Raw genomic sequence first — 13,236 nt, 5'->3', positions numbered from 1 at the left:
CTAACCGTGCGCTAACCGCGCCACGGAAACCGCGCGAAAACCTCTCGGATCGCCGTATCGAACGGCGTGCGCTGACCGATGCCGAGTGCTTCGAGCCGCGACGAATCGAGATGACAGTTGTGCGGGCGCGGCGTGGCGTCCGTCGGCGTGTGCTGCGGCGTCAGCTGCGCGTCGATCTGCAAGGCGTTCGCGAGACGTTTAGCGATATCGTGCTTCGTCATCGGCTCGTCGCCGGACCATTGCACGGTGCCGCACACCGCTTCGCCGCGCGCGTGCCGCTCCAGCAACTGACGGACGACAATGGCGACGTCAGGCGTATACGTCGGATAGCGGATCGCCCACGCGTCCATCACGGCAGGTTTCGCTTCCGGCGACGTGCGCGCCGACGCGGCGATCGCGGGCACGAGACTCGTCACGGCCGATTCCCGCCAGTCGACGATCGGCCCGAACAGCAGCGGCAGGCGCAGCACGCAGCCGAGATCCGTCGTTTCGGCGAGCGCCTGTTCGCCTTCGAGCTTGCTGCGGCCATACGCGTTGACCGGCGACGGCGCGGCGTCGTAGCGATAGGGCGGCTTCGTGCCGTCGAACACGTAGTCGGTGGAAATGGACAGCACCCACGCGCGGTGCCGACGCGCAGCCGACGCGATCGCGCGCACGGCGTCCACGTTCAGCGCACGCGCGAGCGCCGGATCGTTTTCGCACACATCGGGACGCCGCTCGGCTGCCGCGATGACGATCGCATCGGGCCGCTCGCGCTCGATGAACCGATCGACCGCGTCGGCATCGCGAATATCGAGCTGCACGCTGTCCGGACTCTGGCGGCTGAAGGTCGTTTGCACGAGCTGCCAATCCCGCTGCTGTGCGAGTTCACCGACGATCGCGCGCCCCAGCAGACCCGATGCGCCAATAACGGCAACCTTGAACATGTGCGCGTTCCCGCTCAGTTGCCGGCGACGCCGACGACCGTGTAGCCGGCTTCGTCGATGGCGGCCTTGAGCGTGTCGACGGATGCGCCCGACTGGACGGCCACTTTGCCCGCCGGCAGATCGACCTGAACCTGCGCGCCTGCGTCCTGTTCCTGGATGGCGCGCGTGACGGCTGCGACGCAATGCTGGCAGCTCATGCCTTCTACCTTGAATTCGATGCTCATGCTTTTCCTCTGGCTGATAAGTCCTGCAACGGTTGAATTATGCCTGTCGACGGGCCATATCATGATTGACCTTCCCACAGTGGGAAGGTCAAGAATCATGCAACATATCGTGAAGGCAAAGTGGGGAACGAGCGATGAATATCGGTGAAGCGGCCCGCGCGTCGGGCGTGACGGCGAAGATGATCCGTTATTACGAGAGCGTGGGCTTGCTCGCGGCCAAGGAGCGCACGACGGCGGGTTATCGCGTTTACGGCACGCAGGAGGTTCATTCGCTGCGTTTCATCCGGCAGGCGCGGCGGCTGGGATTTCTGGTCGAAGACATCCGCAAGCTGCTCGCGCTGTGGAACGACCGGTCGCGTGCGAGCGCGGAGGTGAAGTCGATCGCATTGGAGCATGTGGCTGAGCTGAATCGCCGGATCGACGAATTGACCGAGATGCGCGACACGCTGACGCATCTCGCGGAGCATTGCCACGGCGACGACCGGCCGGATTGCCCGATCATCGAGAGCTTGGCGGCTGCCGATTCATTGGTTGATGCGCCGGATTGTCACGGCGACTGCAAAACAGTGCCGCAACGTTGAGATCAATCGGACTTCGTGCACATGTTTGGTGCGCTATGAGCGCTTAGTTTGACTGATTTCCAATGAATCTCGAAAAAAACTGCCAGAAATCAATGGTTTGATCGGTTATTCAACATGCACCATTCCAAATCGGAATGCACGGTATTCGTGCAATTCACTGGTAAGGTTGCACCGGAACGCTATAATTCGGGTTAACCCTTTTACGGGAAATCCCTGATGCCAAATTCACCGGGGGTTATTCACTGATCCTTGGAGTACATCATGTTTGCATTTTTGATCGAAAAGTTGAGCAACTGGTTTGAAACCGCTGAACGTAGCCGCCGTGAGGCTTACCTCGCAGCGTCGTCGGACATCGTCCAGCTCGAGCAGCGTATCCGCTCGCTCGAAACCAACGGCTACTCGCTGTAAGTTATTCGCCCCGGCTTGCGCGGCCTTTGTTGCCGCGAGCCCGAGTCGCGAGATCAAGCCCCGCCATGCGGGGCTTTGTCACATCTGGAGCTGGAGAGTTGCGCTACGCTGGCCGACACCGACTAGCCCAAACGCCTATGCCGCGGTAAGGTAAGATGTTTTCGCGATAACCGGCATTCCTACAATCATCCGGGGCGCCCATGTTTTCAGACCACTCGTTTCATCTGCTGCGATCCGCAGCGCTTGTCGTGCTGCTCGGGGCGGCATCGACGGCATTTGCTGCTTCGTCGACGAACCGGCAGCCGCTGATTCTCGACACGCAAGGCGGCATCAGTGACGGCCAGGGCGGCACCGTGCTGCAGACGGCGCCGCTGTCGCACAGCCGCATCGTCGAGGCGCAACCGATCGCCGCGCCCGAAGAGCTTGCCCCGCCGAACGGAGCGCCGCCTTACATCGTCGCGCCGTATATCCAGGTGCCGGGCGCATCGACGACTCCGTATCCCACTCCGACGCCGCAGCCGCGTCCGCGATACATTCCGCATTCGCAATAGACCAGCCGCGCCGACCGAAAGCCAAAGCGCTCTCACTATTCGGGTTTCGGCGCATGGCGCGCGCCAGTTCATCGAACGACAATCGTTGCGCGATCATCGCTCGCAGGTATGCACTCCATGCGTAACCGGTGCGGCGAGACGAACAATTCGAACAGAACAGGAGGCGACGAATGCGTAATCTGAGACTCCGCCATGCGGCGAGCGTGTGCGCGGCACTGCTGATATTGGCGACGCAACCTGCCATCGCGAAAGACACGCCCGAAAAACCAACGCTCACGATGGCCGTCGGCGGCTTGCCGGGTCTCTACTACCTTCCTGTTCTGACCGCGTCCCAGTTGGGCTTCTTCAAGGACGAAGGGCTCGACGTGACGCTCGAGGATTTTGCGGGCGGATCGAAAGCGCTGGAAGCGGTGGTCGGTGGAAGTGCCGACGTCGGCGCGGGCGCTTACGAGCACACGATCTTCATGCAGGCGAAAGGTCAGCACTACCGCGCGTTCGTGCTGATGGGCCGCGCGCCGCAGATTGCCGTCGCGGTCACGAAAAGCAAAGCCGATACGCTGAAGTCGCTGGCCGATTTCAAAGGCGCCAAAGTGGGCGTGAGCGCGCCGGGTTCATCGACCGATCTCGTGCTGACCGTCGCGCTGCGCAAGGCCGGCGTGCAACGCAACGACATTTCGGTGATCGGCGTGGGAAGCGGCGCGACCGTGATATCCGCGGTGAGCAATGGGCAGGTCGATGCGCTGTCGAACGTCGACCCGATGATGACGAAACTGCAGCGCTCAGGCGACATCAAGATTCTGGTCGATACGCGCACGGTGAAGGGCACGCAGGACGTATTCGGCGGAACGATGCCGGCGGCCACGCTCTACGCACCGGACAGCTTTATCCAGAAGAATCCGAAGACGACTCAGGCATTGGCGAATGCGATCGTGCGCGCGGACCACTGGCTTCAGACGGCAAGCGATGCCGACATCGTGAAGATGGTGCCCGCCGCTTATCTGCTCAACGACAAGGCTCTGTACATCGACGCCTTTCACAACGTCCGCGAAGCCTATTCGCCGGATGGCCTGATGCCCGCCGATGGCCCGCCGACGGCGTTGCGTGCGCTCGCTTCGTTCGACACGCGGCTCGACGCGTCGAAGATCGATCTGAAATCGACCTACACGAACGACTTTGCGCGCAAGGCGGCCGAGCAGGTCAAGTAAGCCGTATGTTCAGTCGCCGCGATGTTCGACCTTGAACGTCGCGGCCTTGTCTTCGCCGAGCGTCGCGACGAGCCAAGGCAGCGTTTCTTTCAACATCTTCGGCAGCGTGTAGGGCGGATTCAGAATGAACATGCCGCTGCCGAAGAGTCCAAAGCCATCGCTAGGCGGGCTGCTGACCGTCAGCGACACATGCAGCCAGTTCTTGTCCTGCAGCCGTTTCAACTGTTCAGGGAAGCGCTGCGATTCCGGTCGCGCGACCTGCGGATACCAGACGGCATACGTGCCCGTCGCAAAGCGCTTCAGACTTTCTTCGACGCAAGTCAGCGTGCGCGCGTAATCCCGCTTGTCTTCATAAGACGGATCAACGAGCACGAGCGCGCGGCGCGGCGCGGGCGGCAGTAGTGCCTTGATGCCATCGAAGCCATCGCCCGCATAGAGCATCGCGCGACGGCCCGCGTCGCGGAAGTTATGACGCAGCACGTCGATCTCGGTGCTGTGCAATTCGAACAGCCGCATCCGGTCCTGCTCGCGCATCATGCGCCATGCGAGATACGGCGAGCCGGGGTAGTAGCGCAACTCGCCGTCGGGATTCAGCGCCGACACTTCATCGACGTACTCGGCCAGCATCGGCGGCAAGTCTTTGCGCTCCCACAGTCTCGCGATGCCCGTTTCGAACTCCGCGGTCTTGGTCGCGTAGCCTTCCTTCAGCGAATAGACGCCGGCGCCCGCGTGCGTGTCGATGTACCAGTACGCCTTGTCCTTTTGTCCAAGGTAGCGCAGCAACTGCACGACGACGGCGTGTTTCAGAACGTCGGCGTGATTGCCTGCATGAAAAGCGTGGCGGTAACTGAGCATGGCGATGAAAGCGCGAGTGAAGGAGCGGGCGCGTATTGTACGCGACGGGGCGAGCCGAATCGCCGCGCAAGCGGGCTGCATGCCACGCCCGGCTCACGCGGCAACGCAAAGCTCACTGATAACCGTCGCCGACGATCGCTTCGATCCTCTCCTTGATTTCCGGCGTGATCTGCTCGGCCACGTCCTTGGCCTTCATGTTTTCCGCGATCTGCTCGACACGCGACGCACCCGTGATGATCGTGCTGACGTTCGGATTGGTCAGGATCCACGCGAGCGCCAGTTGCCCGACGGTGCAGCCGAGTTCGTCCGCGAGATCGCCAAGCTGATTGACCACGTTGTTCTTGCCCGAGTCGGTCAGTTCCTTGCGCAGCCAGTCGTAGCCTTGCAGTTCGGCGCGGCTGCCGGAAGGGATGCCATTGCGGTATTTGCCCGTGAGCAAACCGGACGCGAGCGGACTCCACGTCGTCAGGCCCAGACCGATATCTTCATAGAGCCGCCGATATTCCTGCTCGACACGCCTGCGATGGAAGAGGTTGTATTGCGGCTGCTCCATCACCGGCTTGTGCAGATGATGACGCTCGGCGATCTCATAGGCTGCGCGAATTTCGTCGGCGCTCCATTCGGACGTGCCCCAGTACAGCGCCTTGCCGCGCGTGATCATGTCGCTCATCGCCCACACCGTTTCTTCAATCGGCGTGTATGGGTCAGGACGATGACAGAACACGAGATCGACATAATCGAGTTGCAGACGCTTGAGCGAGCCGTCGATCGCGTTCATCAGATACTTGCGGTTGAGCGTGTGATACTGGTTGGGCGCTTCGTTGAGCCCCCAGAAGAACTTCGTCGAGACGATGTAGCTTACGCGCGGCCAGTTCAGTTCCTTCAGCGCTTCGCCCATGATCTCCTCGGACTTGCCGCCCGCATAGACCTCGGCGTTGTCGAAGAAATTCACGCCCGCGTCGCGCGCGGCCGCCAGCGATTCCCGTGCGGCGCTCCGATCCACCTGATTGCCGTAAGTCACCCATGAGCCGATGGACAGCTCGCTGACTTGCAGGCCGGAACGGCCGAGACGTCGGTAGTTCATCTACTTCTCCTTTTGTGAGTGTCGTAGCCGGAACCTCACACATTAATCCGAATCGGCAACTCGTGCCTTTGGGTGTGTAGTTCCCGTCGCTTCATGCACAATAGCGGAGTCGGCCGCAGTGCAGCAATCGACCGAACGGCATATGCCATTCAGCCAGCTTTACGATGCCTGCGCGCCATGTTGTCATTGCTCAATCAACTGCATGGAGGTTCTGGATGTCGTCATCGAATGAGAGTCTGAAAGGCAAGGTCGCCGTCGTCACGGGCGCGGCGAGCGGCATCGGCAAGCAGATCGCGTTGACGCTGTCGGCCGCGGGCGCCGCTGTCGCGATTGCGGACCTGAACCAGGACGGCGCGAACGCCGTTGCTGAAGAGATCAACAAGGCAGGCGGCAAGGCACTCGGCGTTGCAATGGACGTAACGAACGAAGACGCCGTCAACCAGGGCATCGACAAAGTGGCCGCCGAACTCGGCTCGGTGGATATCCTGATTTCAAATGCCGGCATCCAGATCGTTAATCCGATCGAAAACTATTCGTTCTCGGATTGGAAGAAGATGCAGGCCATTCACGTCGACGGCGCGTTCCTCACCACGAAGGCCGCGCTCAAGCACATGTACAAGGACGATCGCGGCGGCATCGTGATCTACATGGGCTCGGTGCATTCGCACGAAGCGTCGCCGCTGAAGTCGGCCTACGTGACGGCCAAGCACGCGCTGCTCGGTCTTTCGCGCGTGCTCGCGAAGGAAGGCGCGAAACATAACGTGCGCTCGCATGTCGTATGTCCGGGCTTCGTGCGCACGCCGCTCGTCGACAAGCAGATTCCCGAGCAGGCGAAGGAACTCGGCATCCCCGAGGAAGAAGTGGTCCGTCGCGTGATGCTGGGCGGCACGGTGGACGGCATCTTCACCACGGTCGAAGACGTCGCACAAACGGTGCTGTTCCTGTCGTCGTTCCCGACGGCTGCGCTCACGGGTCAGTCGTTCATCGTCAGCCACGGCTGGTACATGCAATAACCGATGTAAAACGCGAGGAGGTGATGATGGCGCAACGCGACTCACAACGTGGCGTGAAGCGGGCACGCGCCGGCGGCGCCGGTGCGGGGGAAAGCGAGCAGGCGGGCGCAGCGCCCGGCGTTCGCGCCAGTCATCACGCGACGCTGCCTCAGTACGAAACCATTGCGCTGATGCTGCAGGGCGGCGGCGCGCTCGGCGCGTATCAGGCGGGCGTCTATCAGGGGCTCGACGAGGCGGGCATTCTGCCCAACTGGCTCGCTGGCATTTCGATCGGCGCGCTGAACACGGCGATCATTGCGGGCAATGCGCCCGAACATCGCGTCGAGAAGTTGCGCGAGTTCTGGGAAACCATTTGCCAGCCGGCTTTTGGGCCGCCCGTGCCGCCGTCCATCGAACAGGCGCTCTTCAATTCGAACGATACGGTGCGCAAGGCGTTCACCGCGATGCAGGCGGTCGGCGCACTCGTCGACGGACAGAAGGGCTTTTTCACGCCGCGCTTTCCGCCGCCGCTGCCCGCTGTGTCCGTTCCGCCGCAAAACGCGAGCTACTACGACACCACGCCGCTCAAGGCGACGCTGGAGCGGCTCTGCGACTTCGAGCGGATCAACGACTCGAAGGAAATGCATGTGTCGGTGGGCGCCGTGAATGTGCACACGGGCAACTTCGCCTATTTCGACAACATGCACACGACGTTGAAGCCCGAGCACTTCATGGCGTCGGGCGCGTTGCCACCGGGTTTCGGTGCCGTCGAGATCGATGGCGAGTACTACTGGGACGGCGGGCTGATGTCGAATACGCCGCTCTACCAGGTTGCGCAAGCCAGTCCACGACGCGATACGCTGGCGTTTCAAGTCGATCTGTGGAGTGCGCTAGGGCCGGTGCCGGACAACATCACCGATGTGCAGGGACGTATGAAGGACGTTCAGTATTCGAGCCGAACGCGCCTCGTTACGGACATGATGCAGCACACGCAGCGCTTCCGGCATGTGCTGCGCGAAGTGCTTGAACGTGTATCACCCGAGCATCGCGACGACCCCTGGTGCAAGCTCGCCCAGGAACTGTCGTGCTCGAAGCGATACAACATCATGCACCTGATCTATCGCAACAAGGAATACGAAGGGCATTACAAGGACTATCAGTTCGGTTTGTCGACGATGCAGCAGCATTGGGAAAGCGGCCTCGACGACATCCGCAACTCGCTTGAGCAGCCCGGTTGGCTCGACCTGCCGGAGAACGACGCGGGGTTCGTCACGCACGACATTCACCGCGACCTGCGCTGACGGTCATCAATCGTCACGGCATGAAAAAAGGCGCTCACAAGGAGCGCCTTTTTTATTCACGATCAGACGGCGACTCGCGCCGTCACGCTCGCGAGATTACTTCAACACAGCAGCGACGGCGCTAGCCACGACGTCCAGGTTGCGCGTGTTCAGCGCGGCCACGCAGATGCGGCCCGTGCTGACGGCGTAGATGCCGAACTCTTCGCGCAGACGGTCCACTTGCGCTGCCGTCAGGCCCGAGTACGAGAACATGCCGCGCTGTGCGTTGACGAAGCTGAAGTCGCGGTCGATGCCCGCCGCCTTCAGACCTTCGACCAGACCATTGCGCATCGCGCGGATACGGTCGCGCATTTCGCCCAGTTCCGCTTCCCACGTCGCGCGCAGTTCGGGCGAGCCGAGCACGGCTGCGACGACTGCGCCGCCGTGCGTCGGCGGGTTCGAGTAGTTCGTGCGGATCACGCGCTTGAGTTGCGACAGCACGCGCGATGCTTCTTCCTTGCTGCCCGTGATGATCGACAGCGCGCCGACGCGCTCGCCGTACAGCGAGAACGACTTCGAGAAAGACGACGACACGAACACGTTCAGTTCCGATTGTGCGAAGAGGCGCACGGCGGCTGCGTCGGCGTCGATGCCGTCGCCGAAGCCCTGATACGCGATGTCGAGGAACGGCACCAGTTCGCGTGCCTTCACGACTTCGACGACCTGCTTCCACTGGTCGACCGTCAGATCGACGCCCGTCGGGTTGTGGCAGCACGCGTGCAGCACGACGACCGTGCCCGGCGCGTAGCTGTTGAGCGCCGACAGCATGCCTTCGAAGTTCACGCCGTGCGTTGCCGCGTCGTAGTACGGGTACGAGACGACCTCGAAGCCCGCGCTTTCGAACAGAGCGCGGTGGTTTTCCCAGCTCGGATCGCTGATTGCGACCTTCGATGCAGGGTTGACGCGCTTCAGGAAGTCCGCGCCGATCTTCAGCGCGCCCGTGCCACCCAGCGCTTGCGCCGTGACGACGCGGCCAGCGGCGATCAGCGGCGAATCGTTGCCGAGCAGGAGCTTCTGCACGGCTGCGTCATAGACGGCGATACCTTCGATGGGCAGATAGCCGCGCGGCAGCGCTGCATCGATGCGTGCCTTTTCTGCTTCGCGAACGGCGCGCAGCAGAGGAATCTTGCCTTCTTCATTGGTGTACACGCCCACGCCAAGATTAACCTTGGTCGTGCGCGTATCGGCGTTAAAAGCTTCGTTCAGGCCCAGAATCGGGTCGCGGGGAGCGAGTTCGACAGCGGAGAACAGAGACATGATGATTCGGCAGTAGTGAAAAGAGGGACGACTTCGGATGCTGCTAGGAACCGTATGCACCTTGAGGCGGCTGGGTTCGGAACTTGCGGCGGAAAATCCTGGCCCGGGTTCCGATGAGGCTTCTGACCAACGGCCGCGCTGGCGCGCAACGTGTCATTGTAGCGAATCTCACCGGGGTTTTCGGCATTCGAGCGGCCGGCGCGCGGATTAATTGCAATGAAAACAGCGATCTGGCGATGTTTTCATGCCGCGGCTGCATCAATCCCAACGTGGCAGCGGACGGACGCCGGCAGCCTTCGCGAGAGCCGGCGAGCCGTCAGCCCGCCCGTTCGCAAAACGCTAGAATAGTCGTTTGCTCCCGGCCGAGGTGCCGCTTCCATGTCCGAACATCATCTGAGTGAAGTCAACGACGCTCTCGACGAATCCAAATTCGTGACGTACGAGGGCTCCCCGTTCCGGCTCTATCAACCGTATCCGCCCGCGGGCGACCAGCCGACGGCGATCGAGACGCTCGTCGAAGGCGTGGAGGACGGGCTGTCGTTCCAGACGCTGCTTGGTGTGACGGGCTCCGGCAAGACTTACACGATGGCGAACACGATCGCGCGGCTGGGCCGGCCGGCCATCGTCTTCGCGCCGAACAAGACGCTCGCCGCGCAGCTGTACGCGGAGTTCCGCGAGTTTTTCCCGCGCAACGCGGTCGAGTACTTCGTCTCGTACTACGACTATTACCAGCCGGAAGCGTACGTTCCGCAGCGCGACCTGTTCATCGAGAAGGACTCGTCGATCAACGAGCACATCGAGCAGATGCGTCTGTCGGCCACGAAGAGTCTGATGGAGCGGCGCGATGTCGTGATCGTCGCAACGGTGTCGGCGATCTACGGTATCGGGAATCCGTCGGAATATCACCAGATGATTCTGACGCTGCGCACGGGCGACAAGCTGGGGCAGCGCGACGTCATCGCGCGTCTGATCGCGATGCAGTACAACCGCAACGAAGCCGATTTCCAGCGCGGCTCGTTCCGTGTGCGTGGCGATACGATCGATATTTTCCCGGCCGAGCACGCCGAAATGGCCGTGCGCGTCGAACTGTTCGACGACGAGATCGACACGCTCCAACTGTTTGACCCGCTCACCGGGCGCGTGCGTCAGAAGATTCCGCGTTTTACCGTGTATCCGTCGTCGCACTATGTGACGCCGCGTGAGACCGTGATGCGCGCCGTTGAGACGATCAAGTCCGAACTCCGAGACCGTCTTGAGTTTTTCTACAACGACGGCAAGCTCGTCGAAGCCCAGCGGCTCGAACAGCGCACGCGCTTCGATCTGGAAATGCTGCAGGAACTGGGCTTCTGCAAGGGCATCGAGAACTACTCGCGGCACTTCTCGGGCGCCGCGCCCGGTGAGCCGCCGCCGACGCTCGTCGACTATCTGCCGACGGACGCCATGATGTTCCTCGACGAGTCGCACGTGCTGATCGGCCAGTTGAACGGCATGTACAACGGCGACCGCGCGCGTAAGGAAAATCTCGTCGACTATGGCTTCCGGCTGCCGTCCGCGCTGGACAACCGGCCGCTCAAGTTCAACGAATTCGAGCGCAAGATGCGCCAGGTCGTGTTCGTGTCTGCGACGCCCGCCGATTACGAGAAGAAGACGGCGGGGCAGGTGGCCGAGCAGGTGGTCCGTCCGACGGGTCTCGTCGATCCGGAAATCGCCGTGCGGCCGGCGCGCACGCAGGTTGACGACGTGCTGGCCGAGATCAACGAGCGCGTGGCCGCGGGCGACCGCGTGCTCGTCACGGTGCTGACCAAGCGGATGGCGGAGCAACTGACCGAGTTCCTCGCCGATCACGGCGTGAAGGTGCGCTATCTGCACAGCGACATCGATACCGTCGAGCGCGTGGAAATCATCCGCGACCTGCGGCTCGGCACGTTCGACGTGCTGGTCGGGATCAACCTGCTGCGCGAAGGTCTGGACATTCCGGAGGTCTCGCTGGTCGCGATCCTCGACGCCGACAAGGAAGGCTTCCTGCGCGCCGAGCGCTCGCTGATCCAGACGATCGGCCGGGCGGCGCGTAACGTGAACGGCAAGGCGATTCTCTACGCCGACAAGATCACGGATTCGATGAAGCGCGCGATCGACGAAACCGAACGGCGGCGCGCGAAGCAGATGGCCTTCAACGAGGAGCGGGGCATCGTGCCGCGCGGCGTGGTTAAGCGGATCAAGGACATCATCGACGGCGTGTACAACGTCGACGAAGCACGCGCCGAACTGAAGGAGCAGCAGGTTCGTGCGAAGTTCGAAGACATGTCTGAAAAGCAGCTCGCCAAGGAACTGAAGCGGCTTGAGAAACAGATGATGGAGCACGCGAAAAATCTCGAATTCGAAAAGGCGGCTCAGATGCGGGATCAGCTCGCGTTGCTGCGTCAGCGCGTATTCGGCGCGAATGTCGGCGATCATCTGACGGGCACGAACTAGGCGGCAGGCCTGGAAGGCACGACGCGCGGCGGATTGTCGCCGCGCGCGTCGCCCGAAGCTGGAGCGGCCTACGCGCTGCCGTTCCGACAACTACCCTTAAGCTCCCCGTAAGACCCTGTTGCAGCAAGGCTTTCGAGGTTTCCACATTTGTTCTTCCCTTTGAACAGTGATAAACTGATTCAAGTATTGAGAATGGTTCGCATTACCGTTCGTTACTGCTTTCGCACTCGCGAGAGCGGCATCGGACGGTTCGCGAAGAACGGGAAGAACACGCGCATGCGAGACCGCTTCAACGCGCCTTTCCGAAGTCTGCTTTTCGTTGCTTCAGTCTAAAAAAATCAAAGGAGTTTCAATGCGCGTTTCGTCAATTCTGAGCGGCGGGGTAGCTGCCCTCGCTGCCGTAGCCGTCATGTCGGCATCGGCTGCCGAATATCCGATCGGCAAGCAGCAGATCCAGGGCGGGATGGAAATCGGCGCGGTTTATCTGCAGCCGATCACGATGGATCCGGAAGGCATGATGCGTAAAGCGTCGGATTCCGATGTCCATCTGGAAGCCGACATCCACGCAGTCAAGAAGAATCCGACGGGCTTCGCAGAAGGCGACTGGATGCCTTATCTGCAAGTGCGCTACGAACTGACGAAGCCGGGTTCGAGCTACGACCAGAAGGGCGATCTGATGGCGATGGTGGCCGACGACGGTCCGCACTACGGCGACAACGTCAAGCTCGCTGGCCCGGGCAAGTATCACCTGAAGCTGATCGTCGAACCGCCGATGCAAACCGGCCACATGGCGTTCGGCCGTCACGTCGACAAGGAAACGGGCGTGGGTCCGTGGTTCAAGCCGTTCACGCTCGAATACGACTTCACGTTCGCGGGCATCGGCAAGAAGGGCGGTTACTGATCGCCGCATCGCGATCTCTTGATGCAGTCAGCGGCGCGTAAGAGCGCGCCGCATTTTCAGGAAGGGTGCATGAGAATCAACAGGAAGATTGCCGCGTTCGCGATGGCGGCATCGTTAGTCGGCGGCGCGCACGCTGCCGAGGAAGCCGTCACGTTCAAGCTGGAAATGACAGACGGCAAGCTGACGCCGGCACGTATCGAAGTGCCCGCGGGCAAGCGCATCCGGATCGAAGTGAAGAATACGGGCAAGGGCGCGGCGGAATTCGAGAGCGTCGAGCTGCGCAAGGAAAAGGTTCTGGCGCCGGGCGCCGAATCGGTGGTCGTGATCGCGCCGCTCGATCCCGGCACCTACAAGTTTTTCGATGATTTTCATCAGCAGGCGCAGGGCGTGATCGTCGCCAAGTGACGTCGCGGCAACACGAGTCGTAATTCGGACGCGCG

The 13,236-nt window shown here is 61.7% G+C and carries 14 protein-coding genes; 9 read left to right on the top strand and 5 right to left on the bottom strand.

Translation table 11 applies throughout. The annotated features are described in order from the left end of the window. Nucleotides 1-11 precede the first annotated feature (11 nt). Together QEN71_RS23925 and QEN71_RS23920 are read right to left on the bottom strand one after the other, a co-directional pair. Nucleotides 12-926 carry a dTDP-4-dehydrorhamnose reductase family protein gene (locus tag QEN71_RS23925; RefSeq protein WP_201660015.1) on the bottom strand — a complete coding sequence of 305 codons (915 nt, stop codon included), beginning with the start codon at nt 924-926 and terminating at the stop codon, nt 12-14. A 14-nt stretch (nt 927-940) separates the two neighbouring features. Beyond that, on the bottom strand, nt 941-1,150 hold the full coding sequence (locus tag QEN71_RS23920) for a heavy-metal-associated domain-containing protein (protein WP_201660018.1): 210 nt from the start codon (nt 1,148-1,150) through the stop codon (nt 941-943). Between the two features lie 134 nt (nt 1,151-1,284). On the opposite strand from QEN71_RS23920, the gene cueR reads away from it, so the two are divergent. The 4 genes from cueR to QEN71_RS23900 all read left to right on the top strand — a co-directional run bounded on the left by cueR (nt 1,285) and on the right by QEN71_RS23900 (nt 3,895). Then, nucleotides 1,285-1,731: a Cu(I)-responsive transcriptional regulator gene (gene cueR, locus QEN71_RS23915; RefSeq protein ID WP_201660020.1), complete on the top strand. Its 447-nt coding sequence runs from the start codon at nt 1,285-1,287 to the stop codon at nt 1,729-1,731. 261 nt (nt 1,732-1,992) lie between these two features. Next, nucleotides 1,993-2,139, top strand: coding sequence for a DUF3563 family protein (locus QEN71_RS23910; RefSeq protein WP_201660023.1), 147 nt, complete (start codon nt 1,993-1,995; stop codon nt 2,137-2,139). Nucleotides 2,140-2,339: 200 nt separating this feature from the next. Next, nucleotides 2,340-2,690, top strand: coding sequence for a hypothetical protein (locus QEN71_RS23905; RefSeq protein WP_201660026.1), 351 nt, complete (start codon nt 2,340-2,342; stop codon nt 2,688-2,690). A gap of 170 nt (nt 2,691-2,860) precedes the next feature. Then, nucleotides 2,861-3,895, top strand: coding sequence for an ABC transporter substrate-binding protein (locus QEN71_RS23900; protein ID WP_201660029.1), 1,035 nt, complete (start codon nt 2,861-2,863; stop codon nt 3,893-3,895). Between the two features lie 9 nt (nt 3,896-3,904). Here the strand turns inward: QEN71_RS23900 and QEN71_RS23895 are convergent, their stop codons facing one another. Together QEN71_RS23895 and QEN71_RS23890 are read right to left on the bottom strand one after the other, a co-directional pair. After that, nucleotides 3,905-4,750 (bottom strand): 23S rRNA (adenine(2030)-N(6))-methyltransferase RlmJ, encoded by an 846-nt coding sequence (locus QEN71_RS23895; protein WP_201660032.1) that lies wholly within the window; start codon nt 4,748-4,750, stop codon nt 3,905-3,907. A 112-nt stretch (nt 4,751-4,862) separates the two neighbouring features. Continuing rightward, complete coding sequence (locus tag QEN71_RS23890) at nt 4,863-5,834, bottom strand: potassium channel beta subunit family protein (protein ID WP_201660035.1); 972 nt, start codon at nt 5,832-5,834, stop codon at nt 4,863-4,865. Between the two features lie 215 nt (nt 5,835-6,049). Here QEN71_RS23890 and QEN71_RS23885 point away from each other — a divergent pair, with 215 nt between their 5' ends. Further along, entirely contained in the window at nt 6,050-6,847 is a 798-nt protein-coding gene (locus tag QEN71_RS23885) for a 3-hydroxybutyrate dehydrogenase (protein WP_201660037.1), read from the top strand. A 26-nt stretch (nt 6,848-6,873) separates the two neighbouring features. Next, a complete protein-coding gene (locus tag QEN71_RS23880; RefSeq protein ID WP_201660197.1) occupies nt 6,874-8,127 on the top strand; it encodes a DUF3734 domain-containing protein in 1,254 nt (417 codons plus the stop codon). Nucleotides 8,128-8,223: 96 nt separating this feature from the next. Here QEN71_RS23880 and QEN71_RS23875 read toward each other — a convergent pair whose 3' ends face one another. Then, on the bottom strand, nt 8,224-9,423 hold the full coding sequence (locus tag QEN71_RS23875) for an amino acid aminotransferase (protein WP_201660040.1): 1,200 nt from the start codon (nt 9,421-9,423) through the stop codon (nt 8,224-8,226). A gap of 378 nt (nt 9,424-9,801) precedes the next feature. Here QEN71_RS23875 and uvrB point away from each other — a divergent pair, with 378 nt between their 5' ends. From uvrB to QEN71_RS23860, 3 genes are all read left to right on the top strand, one after another. Further along, nucleotides 9,802-11,895, top strand: coding sequence for an excinuclease ABC subunit UvrB (gene uvrB / locus QEN71_RS23870; RefSeq protein ID WP_201660043.1), 2,094 nt, complete (start codon nt 9,802-9,804; stop codon nt 11,893-11,895). Between the two features lie 352 nt (nt 11,896-12,247). Further along, on the top strand, nt 12,248-12,796 hold the full coding sequence (locus QEN71_RS23865) for an iron transporter (RefSeq protein WP_201660046.1): 549 nt from the start codon (nt 12,248-12,250) through the stop codon (nt 12,794-12,796). Between the two features lie 69 nt (nt 12,797-12,865). Then, a complete protein-coding gene (locus QEN71_RS23860; protein WP_201660049.1) occupies nt 12,866-13,201 on the top strand; it encodes a cupredoxin domain-containing protein in 336 nt (111 codons plus the stop codon). Nucleotides 13,202-13,236 lie beyond the last annotated feature (35 nt).

Source organism: Paraburkholderia sabiae (assembly GCF_030412785.1).
Classification (GTDB): Bacteria; Pseudomonadota; Gammaproteobacteria; order Burkholderiales; family Burkholderiaceae; genus Paraburkholderia; species Paraburkholderia sabiae.
The sequence above is the reverse complement of the archived record's forward strand: the minus strand, read 5'-3'. Positions and strand labels throughout refer to the sequence as shown.

What these genes read in the sequence shown, in the direction of transcription:
- QEN71_RS23910 (WP_201660023.1), top strand. Translation starts at nt 1,993, where the DNA reads ATGTTTGCATTTTTGATCGAAAAGTTGAGCAACTGGTTTGAAACCGCT.
- QEN71_RS23885 (WP_201660037.1), top strand. Translation starts at nt 6,050, where the DNA reads ATGTCGTCATCGAATGAGAGTCTGAAAGGCAAGGTCGCCGTCGTCACG.
- QEN71_RS23890 (WP_201660035.1), bottom strand. Translation starts at nt 5,834, where the DNA reads ATGAACTACCGACGTCTCGGCCGTTCCGGCCTGCAAGTCAGCGAGCTG.
- QEN71_RS23860 (WP_201660049.1), top strand. Translation starts at nt 12,866, where the DNA reads ATGAGAATCAACAGGAAGATTGCCGCGTTCGCGATGGCGGCATCGTTA.
- QEN71_RS23880 (WP_201660197.1), top strand. Translation starts at nt 6,874, where the DNA reads ATGGCGCAACGCGACTCACAACGTGGCGTGAAGCGGGCACGCGCCGGC.
- QEN71_RS23875 (WP_201660040.1), bottom strand. Translation starts at nt 9,423, where the DNA reads ATGTCTCTGTTCTCCGCTGTCGAACTCGCTCCCCGCGACCCGATTCTG.
- cueR (WP_201660020.1), top strand. Translation starts at nt 1,285, where the DNA reads ATGAATATCGGTGAAGCGGCCCGCGCGTCGGGCGTGACGGCGAAGATG.
- QEN71_RS23920 (WP_201660018.1), bottom strand. Translation starts at nt 1,150, where the DNA reads ATGAGCATCGAATTCAAGGTAGAAGGCATGAGCTGCCAGCATTGCGTC.
- QEN71_RS23900 (WP_201660029.1), top strand. Translation starts at nt 2,861, where the DNA reads ATGCGTAATCTGAGACTCCGCCATGCGGCGAGCGTGTGCGCGGCACTG.
- QEN71_RS23865 (WP_201660046.1), top strand. Translation starts at nt 12,248, where the DNA reads ATGCGCGTTTCGTCAATTCTGAGCGGCGGGGTAGCTGCCCTCGCTGCC.
- uvrB (WP_201660043.1), top strand. Translation starts at nt 9,802, where the DNA reads ATGTCCGAACATCATCTGAGTGAAGTCAACGACGCTCTCGACGAATCC.
- QEN71_RS23925 (WP_201660015.1), bottom strand. Translation starts at nt 926, where the DNA reads ATGTTCAAGGTTGCCGTTATTGGCGCATCGGGTCTGCTGGGGCGCGCG.
- QEN71_RS23905 (WP_201660026.1), top strand. Translation starts at nt 2,340, where the DNA reads ATGTTTTCAGACCACTCGTTTCATCTGCTGCGATCCGCAGCGCTTGTC.
- QEN71_RS23895 (WP_201660032.1), bottom strand. Translation starts at nt 4,750, where the DNA reads ATGCTCAGTTACCGCCACGCTTTTCATGCAGGCAATCACGCCGACGTT.